The organism is Leuconostoc sp. DB-1 (genome assembly GCF_013414845.1).
Taxonomy (GTDB): domain Bacteria; phylum Bacillota; class Bacilli; order Lactobacillales; family Lactobacillaceae; genus Leuconostoc; species Leuconostoc mesenteroides.
Genome location: NZ_JABFNJ010000001.1, coordinates 664898 through 689126, shown reverse-complemented (window position 1 = coordinate 689126; position 24229 = coordinate 664898). Strand labels below are relative to the sequence as shown.

At 37.0% G+C, this 24229-nt stretch carries 18 protein-coding genes and 2 pseudogenes; 7 read left to right on the top strand and 13 right to left on the bottom strand.

The annotated features are described in order from the left end of the window. Positions 1 to 2 precede the first annotated feature (2 nt). Genes HFP47_RS03170 through HFP47_RS03155 form a run of 4 tightly spaced genes read right to left on the bottom strand, consistent with a single transcriptional unit; the run spans position 3 to position 3020 of the window. Entirely contained in the window at positions 3 to 383 is a 381-nt protein-coding gene (locus HFP47_RS03170; RefSeq protein WP_010295278.1) for a 6-carboxytetrahydropterin synthase, read from the bottom strand. Next, positions 337 to 1725, bottom strand: coding sequence for a TIGR03111 family XrtG-associated glycosyltransferase (locus HFP47_RS03165; protein WP_179876023.1), 1389 nt, complete (start codon positions 1723 to 1725; stop codon positions 337 to 339). Before HFP47_RS03165 ends, HFP47_RS03170 begins: the two co-directional genes overlap by 47 nt. Next, a complete protein-coding gene (gene xrtG / locus HFP47_RS03160) occupies positions 1726 to 2298 on the bottom strand; it encodes an exosortase family protein XrtG (protein WP_014324645.1) in 573 nt (190 codons plus the stop codon). Positions 2299 to 2303: 5 nt separating this feature from the next. Beyond that, on the bottom strand, positions 2304 to 3020 hold the full coding sequence (locus tag HFP47_RS03155) for a Firmicu-CTERM sorting domain-containing protein (protein WP_179876022.1): 717 nt from the start codon (positions 3018 to 3020) through the stop codon (positions 2304 to 2306). A gap of 308 nt (positions 3021 to 3328) precedes the next feature. Between HFP47_RS03155 and HFP47_RS03150 the strand changes: the two genes are divergently transcribed. The 5 genes from HFP47_RS03150 (at position 3329) to HFP47_RS03130 (ending at position 9416) form a co-directional block, all read left to right on the top strand. Beyond that, on the top strand, positions 3329 to 5041 hold the full coding sequence (locus HFP47_RS03150) for an alpha-glucosidase (protein ID WP_179876021.1): 1713 nt from the start codon (positions 3329 to 3331) through the stop codon (positions 5039 to 5041). A gap of 18 nt (positions 5042 to 5059) precedes the next feature. Beyond that, complete coding sequence (locus HFP47_RS03145; protein WP_050895244.1) at positions 5060 to 6463, top strand: glycoside-pentoside-hexuronide (GPH):cation symporter; 1404 nt, start codon at positions 5060 to 5062, stop codon at positions 6461 to 6463. 18 nt (positions 6464 to 6481) lie between these two features. Beyond that, positions 6482 to 6721 (top strand): hypothetical protein, encoded by a 240-nt coding sequence (locus tag HFP47_RS03140; protein ID WP_014324641.1) that lies wholly within the window; start codon positions 6482 to 6484, stop codon positions 6719 to 6721. 73 nt (positions 6722 to 6794) lie between these two features. Then, positions 6795 to 7772, top strand: coding sequence for a LacI family DNA-binding transcriptional regulator (locus HFP47_RS03135; protein ID WP_059442397.1), 978 nt, complete (start codon positions 6795 to 6797; stop codon positions 7770 to 7772). Between the two features lie 75 nt (positions 7773 to 7847). Beyond that, positions 7848 to 9416 carry a polysaccharide biosynthesis protein gene (locus HFP47_RS03130; protein ID WP_179876020.1) on the top strand — a complete coding sequence of 523 codons (1569 nt, stop codon included), beginning with the start codon at positions 7848 to 7850 and terminating at the stop codon, positions 9414 to 9416. A gap of 73 nt (positions 9417 to 9489) precedes the next feature. On the opposite strand, the gene HFP47_RS03125 is transcribed toward HFP47_RS03130, so the two are convergent. After that, a complete protein-coding gene (locus tag HFP47_RS03125) occupies positions 9490 to 9945 on the bottom strand; it encodes a GAF domain-containing protein (RefSeq protein ID WP_179876019.1) in 456 nt (151 codons plus the stop codon). 233 nt (positions 9946 to 10178) lie between these two features. Between HFP47_RS03125 and HFP47_RS03120 the strand changes: the two genes are divergently transcribed. Continuing rightward, the gene (locus HFP47_RS03120; RefSeq protein WP_042252084.1) at positions 10179 to 10724 is read left to right on the top strand and encodes a GNAT family N-acetyltransferase; all 546 of its coding nucleotides are present in this window, start codon (positions 10179 to 10181) and stop codon (positions 10722 to 10724) included. A 49-nt stretch (positions 10725 to 10773) separates the two neighbouring features. On the opposite strand, the gene HFP47_RS03115 is transcribed toward HFP47_RS03120, so the two are convergent. The 6 genes and pseudogenes from HFP47_RS03115 to HFP47_RS03090 form a co-directional block, all read right to left on the bottom strand. Further along, complete coding sequence (locus tag HFP47_RS03115) at positions 10774 to 12234, bottom strand: glycoside hydrolase family 1 protein (protein WP_115231097.1); 1461 nt, start codon at positions 12232 to 12234, stop codon at positions 10774 to 10776. Positions 12235 to 12248: 14 nt separating this feature from the next. Then, positions 12249 to 14087 carry a beta-glucoside-specific PTS transporter subunit IIABC gene (locus HFP47_RS03110; protein ID WP_179876018.1) on the bottom strand — a complete coding sequence of 613 codons (1839 nt, stop codon included), beginning with the start codon at positions 14085 to 14087 and terminating at the stop codon, positions 12249 to 12251. Between the two features lie 98 nt (positions 14088 to 14185). Further along, positions 14186 to 15061 (bottom strand): PRD domain-containing protein, encoded by an 876-nt coding sequence (locus HFP47_RS03105; protein ID WP_179876017.1) that lies wholly within the window; start codon positions 15059 to 15061, stop codon positions 14186 to 14188. A 227-nt stretch (positions 15062 to 15288) separates the two neighbouring features. Next, entirely contained in the window at positions 15289 to 16971 is a 1683-nt protein-coding gene (locus tag HFP47_RS03100) for an alpha-glucosidase (protein ID WP_042252076.1), read from the bottom strand. 3 nt (positions 16972 to 16974) lie between these two features. After that, a pseudogene (locus HFP47_RS03095) lies at positions 16975 to 18337 on the bottom strand (SLC45 family MFS transporter). 81 nt (positions 18338 to 18418) lie between these two features. Continuing rightward, the gene (locus HFP47_RS03090) at positions 18419 to 20089 is read right to left on the bottom strand and encodes an alpha-glucosidase (protein ID WP_179876016.1); all 1671 of its coding nucleotides are present in this window, start codon (positions 20087 to 20089) and stop codon (positions 18419 to 18421) included. Positions 20090 to 20198: 109 nt separating this feature from the next. Between HFP47_RS03090 and HFP47_RS03085 the strand changes: the two genes are divergently transcribed. Continuing rightward, entirely contained in the window at positions 20199 to 21206 is a 1008-nt protein-coding gene (locus HFP47_RS03085) for a LacI family DNA-binding transcriptional regulator (protein WP_042252068.1), read from the top strand. A gap of 51 nt (positions 21207 to 21257) precedes the next feature. Here the strand turns inward: HFP47_RS03085 and pgmB are convergent, their stop codons facing one another. Next, entirely contained in the window at positions 21258 to 21944 is a 687-nt protein-coding gene (gene pgmB / locus HFP47_RS03080; protein ID WP_050884594.1) for a beta-phosphoglucomutase, read from the bottom strand. 16 nt (positions 21945 to 21960) lie between these two features. Further along, positions 21961 to 24219, bottom strand: a pseudogene (locus HFP47_RS03075) (glycoside hydrolase family 65 protein). Positions 24220 to 24229 lie beyond the last annotated feature (10 nt).

The following is a 24229-nucleotide window of genomic DNA, read 5'->3' as shown; positions in this document are numbered from 1 at the left end:
TCCTATTCACCACTCATGTCATCTCGGGTCACATAATAAAATCTCATTGGCGATTCACCGAGCTCAATTTTGTTTAATTGTGCGTGCATAGGTAAAATTTGCTTCTCAACTAACGTAAAAAAGAACTTTGTTATATTTTCTAAAGTAGGATCTATTGTGGTAAAAGGTTCAACCGTGTTCAAAAATTTTCCAGAATATGCTTTAAAAAGATCATCTAGAGAGCTCTCAATTTTATCAAATACAATCATGTTTTCGTTGGTTGAACGGAACTCTACCGCTATTTCCCAAGAATGTGCGTGTTCGTCACCTTCGCCATTTTCCCATCTAATTGCATGGCTAGCATGGATGTAATATTTCAAATGATAGGTACCTACTAAATTCATTTTTTCTACCTCCTTTAATTTTAATAAAGTCCTGCTTAACAATTGTTCCTACTGTTTTGAATTCTTCATGATAATTTTTCGTAGCCCACTTAGCAGAAAGATATTCTGTATTAATTACGCCAATTAAGCGTACCCAAGACAAAATAAAATTATATATGGGCATCCAAAATACACAATCGAATAGCGAAAAATAAAATGTTCGCTCATCACTAAATTTTTTTAGCATCATGTTTACATTAACAAAAACCATTGTACTCATAAAAACATATAGAAGATAAATGGCAACATATGATAGTAGTAGCAATAACGGTGAATAGTTTAAAAACAATAGCGCAATACTTGCGAAGAGCCATATTGTTTTTAGAAACATAAATGTGTGATCAATGATTAGTCTTCTCACCAAAAAATTTGAGAAAAATGATTTTAATCCCAAACGATTTCCAGAATACTTTTGCGATACTTCAATTTGGCCACGCTGCCAACGTTGTCGTTGCGTATATAATTTATTCCAGCTTTCAATTGGGTCAACGAAAAAGAAAGCATCTGCACAAAGAATAACCTTTCCTTTCGCTTTGTCTCTAACCTGAAAGGTAATATCAATGTCTTCGCCGACAGTTGATACATCATACATAAAGGTTTTCATTAATGCATCTTTTCGAAATCCTGAAAATGCACCCGACATTGTATATAAGTGATTGTTTTGTGATTCAATACTCCTGCCTGACATAAAAGCTTGCGCGTACTCGAAGTACTCTAAGCGCTGCAACCACTTCAATCCAACATTTTTAGTACTTTTAATCAAAGATTTTTGTGTCAGTATACTACCTGTCATAGCAGATATTGTTGTATCACTCTCAAACTTTTTGATTAAATTTTTTAAAGCATTGCGCTCTAAAATTCCGTCGCTGTCAATGTTAATAATATACGCACCAGAACTACTATAAATTGCAGAGTTTAGCGCACGAGCTTTTCCTTGCTCTGTTTTCATCCACTGCATATTTAATTTTGGAAAACTGTTTTGTGCAGATTGAAAAGCTTTAAAACTTTTGTCTTGACTTTTATTATCAACCACTATCACTTGAATTTTATCTATAGGATAGGTCGATTGGTAAACTGATTGAATGCATTCATACAGCGTATCTTCAGAGTTATATACTGGAATAATAATTGAAATAAAAGGCCAGAAACTTGGATCTTTTTCAGATTTTGGCTTACCAATCGTATAAAAAAATATTTTAACAAAAGATGAAATTGCAGGAACTGTTTCTACTAAAATAGGAATCAGTAGCCAAGTTATCCAGAATCCCATTTGACTTAACGTTGAAAAAAATAGGTAATTCATTTACACCTTCTTTTTATTTTTTGCTAAATAACCGTATGTAAATACTTTGTAGTAAAAGAACACGGCAAAAATATAAAATACAATTCGACCGATAATTGAGTGAGCTAAAAAGAAATGATCCACACCAAAAGTATGAACAATTAGTACAATCAAAATCAATCTAATAACATTTGCAACGTACATCCACAAAAAGCCCAGTAAGGCTAGCACAACTTTTTCTTTAGCTTGATACATAGGATAAAATGCTAATAAAGCCCAAAATGCTGCTGTTTCTATGACTCCTGAGCACTCATAATCAATTGACATTGTAATGGCGTTAAACCCATTATTAATAGCAATTAAACCGTAATCCGAATATACAGTGGCTAAATTTAAGGGATGTGCGACTAAAGAAACCCCAATGGTAACCGCTCGCGCCATTATCCAAATAAAATAAGGTTTACTAAAGAAAAATAAAATAAAAAATAGCCCCACACTACCCACAATAAAATAAAAAGCTGGGAGCTTGGCTCTTTTAAAAACAGATAAAGCATATAGCCAAATAACACCACTAATTAATAAAAAGATACTCAAGAAAATTAGCCTCTCTTTCTATTTTTTAAAAACTTGCCAAATAAAACTAACAGAATCGCCATAATAAAACCGCTTAAAACGATCAGATTTCCGCCCGTACTAGCACCAGTTACCGTTACTTTTTGTTGTCCCATGTTATCGGTATCATAGATTATGAGGCTTTGCACCATATCTGAATTTTTTAAAAAGCCACTTAATGGGATCTTAATCTCTGCACGATCGCGATATGCCCATCCATTACTCGATTTTTCAGTGGTAACATAACCAGTCACACCTGGAATTTGTTGGTTGATAAATAATTTATCAGGATCATTATTGCTCCAAGACCAAACAGAAGAGATAGCAGCTTTGGAACCAGGTTGAAGAGACCATATTCCACCATCAACTGAAAAGGTTAAACTAGTAATATTGTTACCAACTTGGACATTCCAACCACTTCCTTGAAACCTATAATTGTGTCCTTTGTTATAAGGATCCATATCAATATAAATATATAAGTACTTATCGTCAGATAAAAAAGAACCCTGTTTGGTAACATTGCCATTGTTATAGTCAAAGAAGATATCTGTCTTAGGTTTGTCTGCCCAATCCTCAAAGTTACCATCAATTGTAATATTGTAATTATTCGCTGTGTCTGCTTTAACTGGACTCGGATACAATGAGGTGACTGTAAACAGACTTACTGCCAAAACAAACAATGTTAGTATCTTTTTGAAACGCAATCAACGATACCTCCCTTCAACTTATAACCATTGGTTTTCATAGACTTAAAAATTTATATTTAGTTATGCATTATTTCAGTTCATATATACATCAATCAATTGTTTTGTATCACTATCAAGAAAACAACCGAATGCATGCTTTCTGAATTGTACATTATTATCCCTAATTTTTCAATTAAATTTTGCTATTTTCATCACTGTAATATGAAAAAGTCTTTTCGAAATGTAAGCGCTTGCATTTATATTATATTCGGTTTATACTATGTGTTAAATAATTGGAACGTTCCATTTATGAAGAAGGAGATCTTATGAATAAGAAAATGTGGTGGCAAAATGCTGTTGTATACCAAGTCTACCCAAAAAGTTTTCAAGATAGCGATGGCGATGGTATAGGTGATTTGAGAGGCATAATAAATCGTCTTGACTATATCGAAAAACTAGGCGTTGACGTTATATGGTTGAATCCCGTCTATAAAACCTCCAATATTGATGGTGGTTACGATATTTCGGATTATAAAAGCATCAACCCTACTTTCGGCGACATGCATGATTTTGAAGAACTACTAGGCAAAGCCCACGAACGTGGATTAAAAATAATGATGGATCTTGTGGTTAACCATAGTTCTTTTGAACATGAGTGGTTCCAAAAGAGCATCAGCAGCACAAGTACGGATAATAAGTATCGAGATTATTATATTTGGCGTGACCCAGTTAATGATCATGAACCAAACAACTGGGGCTCCTTCTTTTCTGGCCCTGCATGGACACTTGACAAAAGTTCTGGACAGTACTATCTGCATTTATTCGCCAAAGAACAGCCCGATTTGAATTGGGATAATCCAGAGCTCAGGCATTCAATATTCGACATGATGAATTGGTGGGCTACAAAGGGAATTGATGGTTTTCGTATGGACGTCATTTCCCTTATTTCAAAACCAACAGGATTACCTGATGGTCGGATACACGGTTCAGAATTATATGGTGATGCTGCTGAAATTGTCGCCAATGGGCCACATATCCATGACTATCTAACTGAAATGAACAAACATGTCTTGAAAAAGCATGACTGGATTACAGTTGGTGAAACTATCGGAGTCGACACAAAAGAAGCGGAGAAATATGCAAATTTAGATGGAACAGAACTAAACATGGTTTTTCAGTTTGAACATGTTAGCTTGGATGGAAACGACAACCCAGCACTCGGAAAGTGGTCCGATAACCACGTGTCATTGAAAAAATTACGTGATAATTTGACCAAGTGGCAGAAGTCGCTGTATGGTAAGGCATGGAATAGTTTGTATTGGAATAACCATGATCAACCCCGGGCTATATCACGATTTGGCAACGACTCAGAAGAATATCGCGAAATTTCTGGAAAAATGTTGGCTGCCCTTTTACATTTCATGCAAGGTACACCTTATATATATCAAGGTGAGGAACTAGGGATGACAAATGCTGGTTTTCAGGAATTGTCACAATATAAAGATTTGGAATCCATTAATGCATATGAAGAGCTAGTTGAAAAGGAAAAATTAATTACACCTCAAGATATGATGACATATCTTCGTGCACGGTCACGTGATAATTCAAGGACCCCGATGCAATGGAATAGCGATATTTACGCAGGCTTTAGTCACGTCAAACCATGGCTATCTGTGAACCCCAATTATCAATCAATTAACGCAGAAGATGAATTATCAAATCCCAATTCACTGTTTTATTTTTATCAAAAGTTGATCAAACTACGCCATACTTTACCAGTGATTACCGATGGTGATTTCAATTTATTCAAAGGAAACGAAGAAGATAAGGAAGTCTTCGCCTATACACGAAAAAACAAAAACGAAACCTTGTTCGTCATTGCGAACTTCACCTCTCATTCGGTCACACGCCAATATGATGTACCCTCTGAAAGCAAGTTAATTATTCAAAATTATCCAACAAATGACAATCAAGTATTAAAACCATATGAGGTCAAAGTGTACCTGTATACTTTGACCTCAGCCACACTGCATCTATAAAAAAGGAAGGTGTATGACATGTCTAGTAATGGAACAGTTACGGTAGAAAAAAGCAATGGAAAATTGCCTTGGAATGAACGCTTAAGTTATGGTGCTAGTGATTTTGCTTGTAGTTTTACATTTAGCTTAATCGGCACATATTTAATGTATTTCTATACTGACGTCTTTGGCATCACAGCCGGTGCCGTCGGCACATTGATGTTAGTTGCACGTGTAATTGATGCACTTGATGGACCATTTTGGGGTATTATGATCGACCATACGCACACAAAATGGGGTCGCAGCCGACCCTACTTTCTTTGGTTTAATGCTCCATTTACGATCTTCACTATTTTATGTTTTACAACACCAGACTTACCAATGAATTGGAAAATTGTCTGGGCCTATGTCACCTATATTGGTATTGACGTTTTATATTCAGCTGTCAATATTCCACTGACCTCAATTTTGCCAAGTATGACAACAGATCCAAATGAACGTGTTTTACTCTCTACAATCAGGTCGCTATTTTCAAACTTTGGTGGAACACTTATTTCAGTTATTGCTTTACCACTTGTCACCTTATTTGGAGGGGCAAATAACCCACGACGGGGTTTCTTCTGGGTTGCTGTCATGGCAGCGGCCGTCTTCTTCATCATTTACCTGGTTGTGTTTGCAAACCTACGTGAGCATGTACAAACCCGCCAATCACAACAAGCACTTCCAATTAAAACATCTTTAAAAGCACTTAGGAATAATTGGCCATGGGTTATTGTTGTTGGCTTAAACTTTATTTATTGGTTGGGTATGCAGACAAAAGGACAAGTAACCATCTACTTCTTTAAATACAATTTAGATAAACCTGGGCTCGCTTCCTTAGCATTGTTCTTCAATGCTGTTGGATTAGTTTCTGTATTCTTAACACCTAAAATTGTCATGAAAATAGGAAAAAAGAAGACAATACTATCAGGACTAGCCCTGAGTATCTTGGGTCAATTAGTCCTTGGTCTTGGTGCACAATTACTGAATGTTCCACTAGTAATTATTGGTACGATTATTGGAAACTTTGGAAATGGTTTTGTTGGAGCATTAATTGCCGTTTTGTTAGCAGATTCAGTTGATTATGGGGAATGGAAAAATGGCGTTCGTGCTGAAGGAATTGTAACCTCTGCCTCAAGTTTTACCGCCAAGTTTGGCATGGGTATTGGTGGCGCAATTACAGGTATGCTTTTATCACTTGGTCACTATGCGCCAAATAAATCCCAGTCTGCAGCAGCACTATTTAGCATCGAAGCAAATTATGTTTGGGTTCCTTTAGTCGCTTTAGTCATTTCATTCATACTAATACTCTTCTATCGTTTGACTCCCGAAAAAGAATTAGAAATGACACGTTATATTGATGCCAAACATGCTAGAGAAAATTTGGAAGATAGCATTGAGTAATCAGAAAGGATAACGACCATGGAGAAAAACTTTACTATTGATCCACACGAATTTGCGATGGCTCTAATAAGCAACACAAATCGTCCAGAGAAGCTAACAAACCAACGATTTATTAAAAATCAATTGACACTGTATTTAGAAGCCTACTTCATGATAGAAGACTTCAATCATTTAGAAGTGAAGCAAATAGAAAACATGAAACAACAACAAATGTCAGAATTATTTGATAAAATGTTATCAGGAAGGTTTACACCATAATAATTGTAAAAGTGCCAATTAGGCACTTTTTTATTACATAATTTATTGAAGAAGGTATTTGAAATTGGTTAATATGAACGATGTGGCTAGCTTAGCTGGTGTTTCTAGAGGTTCTGTGTCTAATTACATTAATGGGAAAAAAACCAAGCCTAATACACAGAAAAAAATAGCAGAAGCCATAGCGGAGCTAAACTATGTGCCAAATGCTACGGCACGTTCTTTAAAAACTAGCCAATCAAATTTCGTTGTTTTCATCATTCCGACAGTCAACTCACCGTTTTTTTCGGAATTGAGCTACTACATGCAACAAGAGTTGCAAAAAAATGGCTATAAAATGATATTATGCAACTCGAATAATCGCTCAGAAGATGAAATCGAATACATACAGATGGCTAATACACAAAAAGTTGCAGGATTAATCACGATGTCCTACGCTGATGCAGCTAATTTAATTGCAACAGATATACCGCTCGTTTCCATTGAAAAAAAAGTTTCCGATCAAGTGCCATTGGTTGTTTCAGATAACTATTCTGGAGGACAGCTAGCGGGAGAAACTCTAGTTAAGTCTGGTGCTAAACGACTTTTATTTATTTCAAAGGCGCCTGTGAGAAATATATCAGCTATTCGTGAACAAGGATTTTTTGACTACTGTCATGAACACAATATTACTGTAGATAAATTTGTAACACGTGACATTGCCAATTTTGTGGACGACTTTGCTACGTTCATTAATAAAAATACTGTAAATACAACATTTAACTACGACGGTATTTTTTCTGATTCTGATGAATTCGCGAGTGATTTTTACTTTTTGCTTACTCAAAAGGGAATTAATGTACCCAAAGATGTACAAATAATAGGATTTGATGGTGCTCGTATTTATTCACGACAACAAATTTTTTTATCTTCAATTAAACAGCCTACTGCCGAAATCGCCAAATCATCAGTAGAAAAATTATTATCACAAATGAATCAAAAAACTACTACTACAGCGTCCCACAATCACGTCACCTTACCAGTCCATTTTGTCAAAGGAATGACTACTTTGTAACTATATTTATGCAATCCCTTTTCAAATTTAGACGCACTAATATATTGAAATAATTATCAGTGTTACAATAATAAAATGAGACTAAAAAAATTATCCCAAAACCAACTCACCAATGGTACCGCATGGCTTGCTTTTGGCAATATTACTTCGCGAGTTTTAGGCGCATTGTATGTCATCCCTTGGACAATGATGTTAGGTGCATTATCACTCCAAGCTAACACTTTGATGGGTAAAGGCTATAATTTATATCAATTTTTCTTAATGTTATCGACTGCTGGATTACCTTCAGCTGTTGCTAAATTTACGGCACGACTTGAAGGTAATAGTAAGCATCAATTCTTGAAAAATGCGACGCGACTAAGTTGGGTCGCGGGATTTATTTGTTGCATTGCATTATGGTCCTTAGCCCCTATCCTTTCTGCCAGTGACGTAAAATTGATTCCTGTTCTAAGATCTCTTTCTTTAGCTGTATTAGTGTTTCCATTTTTATCTGTTTTAAGAGGTCGACTGCAGGGTGACCTAAGAATGGCAGAAATTGCCAAGTCAGACGTGATTGAGCAAGTCGTCCGTGTGGCCTATATGTTAGGATCTGCATATGTTATTTTACAACTACAGCATGGCAGTTGGGTAACTGTAGTTGTACATTCAACATTTGCAGCATCAATTGGCGCTTGGGTTGCAACACTTTACTTACTCTTCTGCACCAACTCACTTTCAAAAAAGCAGCTGTTAAATGCTGATTCCCTTAAAGAAAATTCTGAACCAGAAATCATCGATTTTAAGCATATTATTGTTCAGTCTTTGCCTTTCGTCGTCATTGGTGGTTTCTTAGTTGCCTATCAATGGATAGATCAATTCAGTTTTCACGTACTGATGTCAAAATTCAATCCTATGCTGTCAAGTAATAAAATTGAAACGATTTTTGGCTTGTTCAATTTTAATAGTAATAAGCTAATTATTATTGTGGTTTCATTGTCTGTTTCAATTGCATCGACTATTTTGCCTCTAATTTCGAAAAGCCGGTACAATCATGAGGTACTAAGAAAATATATTAGTCAAGCTTACGTATTATTTTGTGCCATTACCTTACCTGCTTGTGCAGCACTTTACTCGTTGAGTAAACCGGTCTACATTTTATTTTATGGAAATTATGCTGCGGAAAGCTTATATATACCAATGGTACAAATTTCAGCGGTTATTGCGCTATTCATGGGGTTAACATCTGTCCTAGCCATGATTTTACAAGGACTCAGTAAAACTGGCATAGCACTTAGGGCAATTGGCTGGGGCATGGCTGTTAAAATCCTATGCCAGCCTATTATGATCTATTTAACAAGCTCTCTAGGCGCTTTATTATCAACGTTTATTTCTCTGGTTATTGTCACAATTATTATGGGCAGTTATATTAATCATCGATTTGAACTTCTTGACTTTTTAAATACAAAAGTATTAAATGCCGTCTATGTTAGCGCATTTATGTTATTAATACTGTTTACCGGATTGAGTCTATTATCCAATCATTTTGTTCCGGATACTAGAGTTAGCTCAGGTCTTTTTCTGGCATTAGTTGGATCGCTAGGAGGTTTACTAGTATTGGTTATTTACCAAAAATGCCACGTACTAGATGTCCTCAAAAATAGGTAGATACTGATACGGATTCCTATCAAAATAAAAGGCAACTGTTCAACTCAGTTGCCTTTTATTTATAGTATGGACATTAAATATGATTTGCTAAGATTTCAGCAAGCTCTTCTACTTCATTTTTTTCGTTCTCACCAAAGCGGTTCAGTAATGGCGAATCGATATCAATTATTCCATAAATTTGTCCATTTTTAAATATTGGTACCACTAATTCCGAATTACTATCAGCATCACAAGCAATGTGGCCAGCAAAATCATGTACGTTCGGTACAATAATACTTTCTTTGTTAGCAAAAACTGTCCCTACCACGCCTGATCCAGGCTTGATATGCATACATGCCACTTTACCCTGAAATGGGCCTAAATCCAACTCTTTAGCATCATCGTTGTAGATATAAAAACCTGCCCAGTTCAGATTCTCATAGTTTTGAAACAATAAGGCAGCAGCATTTGCTAGGTTGGAAACGATATTAGTCTCATTTTCTAGTAACGCATCTAACTGTTGACCAACCAAACTTATAACTTTACTCATGAACATACCTCTTTTTATTAAAGTAATATACTTATTAATTATAAGTATATTAACATAAAACAAGTTCCGAGTAAATTATTAAACACTTATTATTCAGCTGATCTACTTCTGAAATTGACATAAATTACTAGACTGTACAAACTTGTTGTTAATTAAATGATCACGATACTTTCGCAAAAAACGCAAACTATTTCATTGAAAGAGTATAATTTAAAGGTATTAAGGAGTTTAAAATGTTCACTTTTCAAAAATTCGTAATAGATCATTATAAAGTCCAGTTAGTCATGCCCGAAAACAGTCACGCTGCTGAATTATTTCGTATTATTAATCAAGACAGGGAAACTCTATCACGCTGGATGCCTTGGACACCTAATATTAAAACCGTAGAAGATGAGGCACAATTTTTAAATTATGCTCGGCTTAAAATGGCCAAACAAAAATTGTTTATGCTGACGATACTCGTTAATAATACTCCCGTGGGAATGATTGACTTACACAATATTGACAGGAAAAACAAAAGAGCAGAGCTAGGTTATTGGTTATCGAGTAATTACCAAGGTCTGGGCATCATTTCCAGCTCAGTAAATCTTGTGTTGGACTATGCTTTTGAAAAATTAAATTTTCATAAAATTATCCTTCAATCTGACAGTGAAAATGGTAAGAGTATAGCTGTAGCTCATAGACTGAACTTTACCTTAGAAGCAATATTAAAAGACCAAATAACTTATAATGATGATTTCAAAGATTTGAATATATTTGTTAAATTTCAGCCTAAATAACTTACTTCAATTAAAAAGCGACACTGTTTATCGGTGTCGCTTTTTGCTATTATTCTAATGTTTTACCGTTACTTTCAATAACTTTTTGATACCAGAAGAATGAATCCTTTTTGTAACGCTTTAATGTGCCATTTCCTGCGTCATCTTGATCTACGTAAATCAAGCCATAACGCTTACTCATCTCAGAAGTACTAAAACTAATAATATCTAGTGGTGCCCACATTGTGTAGCCCATTAAGTCAACGCCATCAATCACAGCCTCTTTCATTTGCTCAATGTGCAAACGAAGATAGTCAATACGATAATCATCGTGTACTTTGTAATCTGCTGTTAATTCGTCAACTGCTCCTAAGCCATTTTCAACAATAAATAATGGTTTACGGTAACGATCCCACAGGACATTCAGAGAAACTCGCAAGCCGATTGGGTCGATTTGCCATCCCCATTCTGATTCCTTCAAATAGGGATTACGACCACCCAAACTCATATTACCAATCCCGTCTTCAACACCATCTACTCCTGTCACGTTGGTCATATAATAACTGAAACTAATAAAATCAACCGGATACTGTTTCAAAATTTTTTCATCATCAGCAGACATATTAATAACGATACCATTTTCATTGAAATATCGATTCATGTATTCTGGATATTCACCTCGTGCTTGGACATCCGTATAAAACAAATTTTTCTGATCTTCAACTTGTGCTGCTTGCACATCAACCGGGTTTGCTGTTGCTGGATACGTTTGCATGCGAGCTAACATTGAACCAATTTTGGCGTTGGGCGCAATTTCCTTTAATTGCTTTGTCGCAATAGCGCTGGCAACAAATTGATGATGAACTGCCTGATAGCGCACTTGCAACTGTTCTTGCGTACTTAAATCACCATCCATAGCGCCAGTTTCATGAAATCCCCAAGCACTAGTATTAATTTCATTGAATGTCAACCAGTACTTAACTCGGTCCTTGTATTTTTTTAAAACAGTTTCTGTATAGTGATTGAATGCCTTGATGACCTCACGGTCCAACCAACCATTGTAACGCTTCGTTAGTTCAATTGGCATCTCATAATGTGAAAGAGTCACGAGTGGTTCAATATGGTATTTATCTAGTTCATCAAATACTCGGTCATAAAAAGCTAACCCAGCTTCATTTGGATTTTCTTCTAAACCAGTTGGAAAAATACGTGACCAAGCAATTGAAAGTCGAAATACTTTAAAACCCATTTCTGCAAATAGTGCAATATCTTCTTTGTAGTGATGATAAAAATCAACTCCACGACGTTTTGGATAATGTACATCCGAATGATCGGCGATAGCTTCTTGTAAGGTATCTGCGTTAACATCTCCCATTGAACCGTGACGTCGGTCTTCAGCTTTACGTACGACTTCAGCTGTTGTTAAGCCCTTCCCATCTACTTGCCACGCCCCTTCAATTTGATTAGCAGCAGTTGCGCCACCCCATAAAAAGTCCTTTGAAAAGCCTGTGGTTGATTCTTTACTGTACATTTTTATTCTCCTTTTTATAATGCTTTCAGTTGTAGTAACCAATTTTGGTTAGCTACTGTATCTTGCGTCTCAGTGATTTCGTAATCTGCTGTATTTGTGATAATCACCATCACCGTTGGATCATATCCAGCTTCCTGAATAGCTTGACGGTCAAAGGTTATTAATGGCGTACCAACAGAGACCTTTTGTCCTTGTTCAACTAATTGATTGAAATGCTTTCCATTCAGTTGCACGGTGTCAATTCCTACATGAATTAGTACTTCTACACCACCATTGGAGATTAAACCAATTGCATGTTTACTTGGATAAACGGCAGCTACTGTACCTACTATTGGTGAAACAATTTGATCATCATCAGGTACGATAGCAATACCTTTGCCCATTGCGCCACTGGCAAAAACTTCGTCCTTTACTGATTCTAGTGGGATAATGGTGCCAGACACGGGTGCAATGACTAGGTCATCTTGAATTTCTTCGGGGTTTTTAGCGTCTGTTTTACTGTCTTTTGGTTGGCTAGGTACACCGAATAGATAAGTAGCAACTGCTGACAAAATGAAGGCGACAACCAAACCAATAACCACACTGGTAAATCCTTTACCCAAATACGTAGGTAAGGCTAATAAACTAGGTAAGGTAAAAGCATTCGCATGTGCGCCACCCCCACCAGCAATGGCACCGCCGATACCACCGGCAATCGTTGCAAAGATAAATGGTCGCTTTAATTTAAGTGTAACACCATAAATGGCCGGTTCAGTAATGCCTAGTACACCTGTGAGGACTGATGATCCTGCTAAAGATTTCATCTTAACATCTTTTGTTTTGAGGAACACACCGAGTGCGGCACCCGACTGTGCTAAAACAGCAACACTTAACATTGGTAGCAAGTAGTCATATCCTAACTGACTGATGTTATTTGTCATAACTGGCACGAAAGTCCAATGTACGCCGAAGATAACAAACACTTGCCACAAAGCACCCATTACAGCACCAGCAGCATAAGGTGCCACGCGGTAAACACTCTCGACTGACGACGATAGCACAGTTCCAACACTAGTACCTAATGGACCAACAACCAATAATGTAACTGGTACCATAATAATCAGACTGACCATTGGTGTAAAGATATTACGAACAGAATCATGGAAAAACTTATCCAAAATTGGTTGTAAATAAGATAACATCCAAACTGCTAACAAGATTGGTATAACACTCGAACTGTAAGTTGTTCCGACAACGGTCAAACCGAAGAATGTTACAGGCTTACTCCCTGCTAATAATGTAATCAAATTTGGATAAAGTAACGCACCAGCCAAAGCTGCTGCAACATATTGATTCACTTTCAAATGCGCTGCAGCTGTGAAGGCCAGCCAAACTGGTAAGAAGTAGAAGAATGCATCACCAGCGGCATACCAAATTTGATAAGTTCCACTGGACTCTTGCAACCATCCGAGTGTCACAAAAAGTGCCAATAAGCCTTTCAAAACACCGGTTCCGGCCATTGCCCCTAAGAAAGGTGTGAAAACACTTGAAATAAAACCAATGAAGCGATTAACAATATTATCTTTCTTTTTTTCTTCTTGATTATCGCTCTGAGCGTCATCTCTTGCTAGTCCAATTGCATCGGCCAATGGCTCAAAAACCCGTGCAACGTTGTTGCCAATAACTACCTGGTATTGACCCGCTGATTTAACAACGGTAATCACACCATCCATATTTTCTATTTTTTCAGTGTCTGCCTTGCTTTCATCTTTTAACTTAAACCGCAAACGCGTAGCGCAATGCCAAGCGGATCCGATATTATCTTTGCCGCCGACACCAGCCAATATATTATTAGCCAAAACTCCATAATTCATTTTTTCTACCTCGTTATGTTGTAAAATAAAAACCCAAAAAACATCACATAAATGATATCTTTTGGGTTTTGCCTAATTAAATAGTTACAATCCCTAATTTAAATTGAAGAATCAACAATTCTTTGCAGATGCATAGTCAAGTAAACTTGTTCGTTGACTCCTGTTTTTTGTTTGGTTTGTTTTTCAAAATAGTTAATCACACGTTGTGCACATTGGTATGAGCTTGTGTAACGCTCCTGCAGACTTTCTGATAAATGCTGCGACATTACATTGTCAAAACTATTCTCACCTTTTTGAACATGGCTTTCATCTAATAGTCGATCTACGAATAGTCGATCTACGAAGAAACGCAAATGAACAATTAATCTCTGATAATTGAGATTAGAAGAATCAATATCAGGTAATAAATCATGACGAATCAATGTTAATGCACTCTCAATGAGCTGCGTCATATTGGTTGCTTTCTCATTGAAGTTTGGTCCAGCACGCTTTTCAACAAACTTCAAAGCAATAAAACCAACCTCATCCTCAGGTAATTGCACACCCATTTGTTCATTAATAAAAGCTACAGCGAGTGCACCAATACGATATTCATCAGGATAAAAATGTTTTGTTTCCCATAATAGTTCATTTTTAATGGGCAAGTTTTTTTGTAAGCGTTCTACCGCAAACTGTATGTGATCTGCTAGTCCAATTAACAAGTATCCGTCAAATGACAGGCCTAAACTTTTTTCCGCAGTTGAAATAATATGTGAGGCGATTTCAACATAATCTGACGAAATTGTATCGGCCATTTCGTTAAACATTCTCGTCCAATTTTCATCTTGCGGATAATAAGTTTTTTCAATTTTACTCGAATCAACTGTATTACCTATTTTTTGCTTGAAACCAACGCCGCGCCCAACGATAACTAATTCCTGTTCGCTATTCTCAGCTAGTAGAACATTATTATTAAAAATTCTTTTTACCAGCATGGTCTACTCCTATATTTTGAAAATAAAAAACCAAATAATAGTTCCCCATCACCATCGATTATCGAAAGGTGTATAGTTTCCCTATCATTTGGTTTTGCCCACCGCAACTTATTCAGTGGTTACAATCCAACTTTATGTTGTTATTATATATCAAAATGAAAGCGTTTACAATAGTTTAAATAAATTAGTTTACAATAAACATTTAATGCTAGTCATCAAGCAAGATACTATTTTTCAAACTGATAAACTTTAGACTCGTACGGACGAAGTGTTTCCGCTTTGTCATCAGCATAATTGCTAACCAAAATTTTTGCATTTGTTGGTACACTATAATCTCGTGTAACGATATTGTCAGTGAAGTTATTGATAACAAGCAGTTGTTCGTTGTTTCCCACACGTCGATACGCATAGACTTGCTCGTCTTTCGGATCCAACAACTGATACTTGCCAGTAGTGATAATTGGCAAATCATGGCGCAATTGAATTAGTTTTTGATAATAGTAAAATATAGAACTCTTGTCAGCTAGTGCTTGCTCAACGTTTATTGTGTCATAATTATCGTTTAATTTGAGCCATGGTGTGCCTGTTGTAAATCCTGCATTCGCTGTACTGTCCCATTGCATCGGCGTTCGTGCATTGTCGCGTCCTTTCGCATGTACGTATTTCAACATTGTGTCTTCGTCAATCAAATGATCCTTGTCAATTAAATACTTAAAAGCATTTTTGATTTCAACATCATCGAAATCTTCACGTTGCAAATTATAGGCATTGGTCATTCCAATTTCTTCACCCTGATAGACATATGGTGTCCCTTGCATAAAGTGTAATAAGGTCGCAACCATCTTTGCTGAAACCACACGATACGCTGCTCGGTCATCCCCATAGCGGCTTACTGCTCTTGGTTGATCATGGTTATCCCAATAAAGTGAATTCCAAGCTTTACCGGCTAAATCATTTTGCCACTTGGATAAGTTTTCCTTCAGGTCAACTAGAGAAACTTTTTGATCATACCATTTTCCCAAAGCTGGATTTGGATTATTATCAAGTCCCATATGTTCAAACTGGAAAACCATATTTAATTCTGATTCATTTGTGTTTGCATACTTGATAGCGTTATTGATATCAACACCAGATGCTTCACCAACAGTCATCATATCAGCTCTCTTTAGCACTTTTTCACGCATTTCTTGCAGATACTCGTGAACATGGGGCCCATTAGCTACTGCCTTATCTGAATTACCATACTCCCCTCCTTCAGGTACCTCACCGTCTGGTAACCCATCTGGTTTTGATATCAAAGAAATAACATCCATTCGGAAGCCATCAATTCCCTTATCAACCCAAAAGTTCATCATGTCAAATACTGCCTGGCGCACTTCCGGATTTACCCAATTCAAATCGGGCTGTCCTTCAACAAACAAATGTAAGTAATACTGCCCAGTTTCTTCGTCAAATTTCCATGCCGGCCCTGAAAAGAAGGAGCCCCAATTATTGGGCTCATGTCCATCAACTGGATCACGCCAAATATAAAAGTCACGCTTATCATTATCCTTTGAGGAACGGCTTTCAATGAACCATTGGTGTTGGTCTGATGTGTGATTAACGACCAAGTCCATCAAAATTTTGATCCCTTTATCATGAGCTTTCTGAAGTAATCGATCAAAGTCCTGCATTGTACCAAATTTTGCATTAATATCTTCATAATCAGAGATATCGTAGCCATTATCTTTGTCAGGTGAAGCATATATTGGATTTAGCCAAATGACATCGGCACCCAATTTTTTAATATAATCTAATCTTTGTTCTATGCCTTGAAGATCACCAATACCATCTCCATTTGCATCTTGAAACGATCGTGGGTAAACCTGATAAACAACTGCTTTTTGCCACCACTTAATATCTTCTGTCATTTTTCATTCTCCTTTTTGTATCATATCTACTTGTGTTTTTCTTCTTTAACAATCCAAATTAAACAACCACCAATCATCAGAAAGACGCCTGCAATTGCTAACATGTGGGCCATTGATTTTCCAACAGCTGGGAAAATAGCAAAACTTGCTACCGAAGCAACAATTTGAGGGATACAGATAAAGCAATTAAACAAACCTAGATAAACGCCATCATGTTTACCATCCAATGCGTTCGTCAAAATAGTAAATGGAATCGAAATCAATGCAATCCAACCTATACCGATTAGTACAAATCCAATTAACGACGACACATGAGTATGACCATAAGCTACGATAATAAATCCTAAACCACCAGCTATCAAACTTAAGAAATACGTCATTTTTCTTGTTTTATCGTTTAACCTTTGAAATAAAATACCCACTACTATTGCAACAACCGAGTACACTGCCTGCAAAATACCAAACCAGTTACCTGCTGCTTGGTAGCCAGCAGATGCAGGGTCTGAAACGTGCCAAATATTTTCTGACAGAGCACCAGTAGAATAAGTCCACATGTATGGAATACCAAACCAGACAAAGAATTCAACAATGCCTAAGGTCCAAAAACTTTTGGCGCGTGTTTCAAAATATCAATAAACGATTCATGTGTCTTATCATCAGACCTGAAACCATGGTAATATGCTAGCGTTTCTGGGTCATACTCTTTTACATTTATAATGGTAAAAATGGTTGACAATAATAGTATTGCAGCTGCAACATAAAATGAAATCTTAACTGAATCAGGCACAACCCCACGTGCCGCAGTGTTAGCAACACCAAACGAAGTTAAGATAAATGGGAAAACAAAGGCAATCACGCCACCCAAACTTCCCCATATATTTTGTAAGCTCCAGGCTTTGTCGGTTTGCTTTTCATTGACCATATCAGGAATAATCATCTTAAAAGGCTGCATTGAAACGTTTGCGGACAAGTCCATGAACAATACTGTTACCGCACCAAACCACAAGGCTGTCATTGATCCATAACCAAAACCAAATGAACCTGTGTTGGGCAATAATAGTAAAACAATCAATGATACTAAACAGCCACCAATGAGATAAGGCATTCGTCGACCCAATTTAGGCAACCAAGTTTTGTCAGAAAACAGACCAATTAAAGGTTGCGTGATCATACCTGCCAAAGGGGGCAAGATGAAGAAAAATCCTAATTTCGTTGGATCGGAACCCAAGGTCTGGAATATTCTTCCCATATTACCCGTTTGAACCGAGAAGGCAACCTGGACGCCTGCATAACCAAAAGTCATTAAAAACAGTTGCATGCTAGTCAGCATCGGAAGCTGACCTTTTTTGTGTTCGTTACTACTCATTATATTCACTCTCCTTAATTAAGTGATCATATAAAAATTTAAAATAACAGCAATTTAAGTAACCGCTTACATTTTATTGAATTAAAACAAATATACTTTTGATTCGTAAGGTCTGAGTGTGTCACCTTGATCATCTGAATAATTACTTATAACTAATTGTGCAGATTGGGTTCGATCGTAATGACGTGTTTGCTTTTGATCAGTAAAGTTGCTAATAACCAGTAATTGCGTGTCTTTGTCAATCCGCTTGTAAGCGTAAACAGATTCGTCTTCTAAATCCAACACTTCATACTTTCCAGTCGTGATAATGGATAACTCTTGCCTTAAGGCGATGAGCTTTTGGTAAAAATGAAAGACTGACTGTTGATCAGTTAATGAATCTGCCACATTGATGGTCTGGCAATTAGGATTAACACTTAACCATGGGTGACTTTCAGTAAATCCGGCATTTTTAGTGTTATCCCATTGCATTGGTGTTCGTGCATTGTCTCTTGAAGAATGATGAACATAAGACATCATTTTATCAGCAGTAACTCGTCTTTGTTGGACAACTAAGTCATCATATGCATTCAAGGTATCAATATCTCGGTAGTCTTTAATAGATGGTAAGTCAATATTGGTCATACCAATTTCTTCACCTTGGTAAATATAAGGTGTTCCCTGCATAAAATGTAAAGTTGCAGCCAACATTTTAGCAGACAATACGCGATATTCATCTGAATCATTTCCAAATCGTGAGACTACTCTTGGTCGATCATGATTATTCCAATAAAGACTGTTCCAAGCCTTACCATACAACTCATTTTGCCATCTGGATAAAATACGTTTTAAATCAACCAACTTGAAACGTTCATCACTCCATTTGCCTAATCCCTCTTGACTGTTATCAACCTCAGTATGTTCAAACTGGAAAATCATCTGCAACTCATGCGAATCAAATCCGGCATATTTCATTGCATCCTTTGTTGATACGCCTGGCGTTTCACCAACAGTGATGATATCATGCTTTGACAATACTTCTTGATTCATTTCTTGTAAACAATCATGAATATTTGGACCATTAGCAACAAAATCCATCGATGAGCCATGATTTTCTAAGGTGACATTTGGATCATTTGGTAAATCTGATGGTTTTGAAATTAGGTTAATAACATCCATGCGAAAACCATCAACACCTTGATCTAACCACCATTTCATTGTGTCGTAAATATCTTGTCGTAAATCGGGGTTATCCCAATTAAGATCTGGTTGCTTCTTTGAGAATAAATGCAAATAATACTGTTGTGTATTATTGTCAAATTCCCATGCTGATCCACCAAAGTCTGACAACCAATTATTAGGTTCGTGACCATCCACAGGATCACGCCAAATGTAATAATTGCGATAAGGATTATCCTTGTTTTTACGACTCTCTTTAAACCATTGATGTTCATCAGAAGTATGGTTGACGACCAAATCCATCATAATTTTTAGACCTAAATGATGTGCTACCTCGAGCATTTCTTGAACATCTGCCATTGTTCCAAATTCCGGTAAAACTTTACGATAATCACTAATGTCATAGCCATTATCATCATTTGGCGACTGATAAATTGGACTTAGCCAAATCACTTGGACACCAAGAGCTTTCAAATAGGGTAATCGTTCAATAATGCCGGGTATATCCCCCACACCATCTCCGTTACTATCTTGAAAGCTCCTGGGATAAATTTGGTAGACAACAGTATTCTGCCACCACTGTACTTTTTCCATACTAACCGTCCTTATTGTTTCTAAAAAACTTTTTGGGTAAACGTTTACGCAATTACATTGTAAACGCTTCCATATTGAAAGTCAACCTTTTTAGGTTATAATAATTGATATGGCTATTACTATTAAAGACATTGCAGATAAAGCTGGGCTTTCACCAGCATCCGTCTCTCGGATTTTAACTAATCGAGGTCGTTTTAATGCGGATACAGCAAAAAGAGTTCGTGAACTTGCGGAATCAATGGGTTATCTTAAGAATCAATCAGCAGCTGATTTATCACAAAAACAAAGTCGCGTTATTGGCGTGTTAGTACCAAGCGAGCATACTAATTTTGCTGATGAAATTATTAAGGGCATGCGGTCTAAAGCGTATGAGCTCAACTATGAATTACTCATCGCCTTTGTCGATGTAAACAAAGAACAACAGCTGCAAACCGTTCATTCTTTGCTATCTCGAAAAGTGCTGGCAATTGTCATGTTGGCAGTAGATATTGAAATTGCTGACCCGGTTTTTAACCTATTAACCAACACTGATGTCCAGCTTCTTAGCGTTTCAAATCAATTAAACAATGAAATCCCTTCAATTTCCTCCGATAATTATGATATGATGCACCAAATTGTTAATTATCTTTACGAAAATGGACATGAAAAAATTGCGCTCATTGGTTCCTCAAACTCAAATTCAATTGTTTCCAAATTACGAAGGCAAGGATTTATTGATTCACTCGCAAAACACGGTATTCAATATAACTCTGATTTTATTTGGGGGACAGATATTACTTATCAAACCGGATTGGATGCTGTCAAACATTTTGGCACACCGTTACCTTTTACAGCAGCAATTGGTTCGGCTGATATTATCAGCGTTGGCATCCTCAATGGTGCTAAAGACGCTCAAATAGACGTTCCCAAAGACCTATCTATCGTAACAATTGACGGTACTGAAATAGCACAAATAACCCGGCCCATTCTCAGTGCTGCCAAACAAGATTTTCAACTGATGGGACAGTTGGCTGTTTCGGCACTAGATGAACAGGAATTAGCACCACATGCTGTTTTCTTTACAGAGACTAAAATCGTCCCATCAGGCACAGTGACAAAACTTGACAAAAATAATTAGCACAATAAAAAATCATTAAAGCTTATTTCTAGTAGCTTTAATGATTTTCTTTTAGTTGGATTTAATTTTGTCCATTTTAGATTGAATACTTTGCAAAGTAACATAGGCAGTCGAACTGAAAATCAAATCAGCAGCCGATAAAACAACTGCATCACCAATTGCCAACGATATTTGACCAGCACCATTAATTGACTCGATGCCGGCTGCTGAATCTTCTAATCCAATCACTTGATTGGGTGCTAGTTCTAGCACTTCTGCAGCCCTAACAAAAATTTCAGGATCTGGTTTTCCTTTTGTCAGTGTTGCTGGATCTACTATTCCAACAAAATCATTTGCTAATCCCAAATGATCAAGGATCATAGGAGCGTTTTTTGAGGCTGAGGCGATAGACATTTTGTACCCTGCCACTTTGGCCGAATGAATAAAACTTTTCATCCCCGGCAATATGTCGTCCTCCGTTAATGTTGCAATCAATCGTTGATAGAAATGATTTTTCTTTTCAGCGAGTGCTTCTCTATCAGCTTGTGAAAAATCATCCGCATGATTACCAGCGTCTAAAATCATTTGCAATGATTCCATGCGACTAATACCTTTGAGTGATTCAGCCAATTGTGGTGTCCAAGTTGTGCCGACTTCATCAGCAGTCTGATGCCAAGCTTGTCCATGAAATCGAGCTGTATCTGCAATGACCCCATCTAAATCAAAAGCAAATCCCTTAATATCTTTGAATTTCTGCATTGATTTGTCCTCCTTATTATCTCGTTAACGTGACTTGCTCACCCAATAAATTAATCGTAAGTGGGTCACCAGAAATTAGTTGGACATTTGCACCTTCTTTGTCAACCGTCACTTCCAAAACATGACCACGGAAAACCAGACGGAACGCGTATTTTGTCCAATTTTTAGGCAAAAATGGCTTTAAATGTAATTCGTCATTTCGTACTCGCATTCCGGCAAATCCCTGCACGATTGCCAACCATGAACCGGTCATCGCAGTAATATGCAAACCATCACCAGTATCATTATTGTAATTATCCAAATCCAATCGCGCAGCGCGTTCATACATTTCAACAGCTTTGTCAGCCATTTGTAAATCAGCAGCCAATATCGCATGAACTGACGGTGATAATGATGATTCGTGCACAGTCAGTGGCTCATAAAAGTTAAAATTGTTACGTTTCTCTTCTTCAGTAAAGGCATCAGGGAAATAGAACATTGCGTGCAAAGTGTCAGACTGCTTAATGTATGGCGACCGTAATATTCGATCCCAAGACCAGTTCTGGTTGATTGGACGAATATTTTGTGGCATATCAGCAATCGGGGTTAAATCTTCATCCAAAAATGTATCATGTTGTACAAAAATATGTTTTTTGCCATTTTTTGTATCAACATCAGCTTCTGGTAAATACATTTTAGTAACAATATCTTGCCATTGAACCAACTCTTCATCGGTAATAGCTAACTTTGTCTTTTGCATATCATTAATTTCGTCATAGTGATCAAGCGAATACTGTAAGACCCATTTAGCCATCCAATTAGTGTAGTAATTATTATTAACATTATTTTCATATTCATTGGGTCCAGTGACACCGTGAATCATATACTGATCATTGCGTTTTGAATAGTGAACGCGGTCAGCCCAGAAACGCGCGATGCTGTAAAGTACTTGCGCTCCATCCCCATCTAACCAAGAGTGATCTCCGGTAATATTTGTATAATTATAAATCGCATAAGCAATAGTTGAATTACGGTGAATCTCTTCAAATGTTATTTCCCACTCATTATGAGATTCAATACCATCAAAAGTCACCATTGGATAAAGCGCCCCTTTTAGGCCTTGTTGTTTAGCATTATGAAAGGCACCATCAAGTTGATCAAAACGATATTGCAACAGTGATCTTGTAACTGATGGATCAGCAACACCTAGATAGACCGGAATGGCGAAAGCTTCTGTGTCCCAGTACGTTGCACCACCATACTTTTCACCGGTGAAGCCTTTTGGTCCAATATTTAGCCGTGGGTCGTTACCATAGTAAGTTGAGAAGAGGTGGAACAAATTGAACCGAATACCTTGTTGCGCAGCATCATCACCTTCAATTTGAACGTCAGCCTTCTCCCACCGTTTCAACCATTCTTGCGCATGGTCTTCATATATTTCTTGATAAGAGTTTTCTAAAACTTTGTTCGTCAACGCTGTCCCAGCATCTATTGTCTCTTTTAAACTATCGTAATCTCGAGAAGTGGTTACGATAACACGCTTTTCAAAATTTACTACGCCTTTAGTTGGTACCTCAATATCAAAGTTATCAGTAACTTCTTTTGTTCCACGATTAGTGCCGTGTTTTTCGCCACCAATGAAACTTTGACGAGCAACCACTGTGAATTGTGGTACACCAAATGGATTCTCAATGGTTTGTGTGGCAATAAATGACGATGCAACATCATTACCGGCATCTAAAACTTGCCAAAATTTTTCGTCATAATTAGCATCTTCATTGACTACATCAGCATCAATGCTAGCATCAAAACGAATGTTATGCTTATATCCATCCACGGATGTAAAGGTATAGTGAATATCGGCTAGTTCTTTAAACGCGGCTGAAACGAAACGTGATACTTGAACTTCAACGCCAAAGACTGTAAATTGACGCTTCAAAACACCATGTTTCATGTCTAAGGATACTTCAAAATTCTGAAATTCATTCTTGGCTAAATCAATTTGATGACCATCAATATAAATGTCTGCTTTCACAAAATTCAAAGCATTAATAGCTTTTCCAAAGTAAAGTGGGTAACCATTTTTCCACCAGCCAACTCTTGTTTTATCTGGAAACCACACGCCTCAAATATAGATACCTTGGTGTGTATCGCCTGAATAAACCTCTTCAAACATACCACGCATGCCCATATTTTCGTTTCCCAAACTTGTCATAGATTCCTGTAGGCGTTTGTCTTCAGGATTTAAATCGTGCGTTACGACTGTCCAAGGGTTAATTTCAAAAATTCTTTTCATTATTTTTATG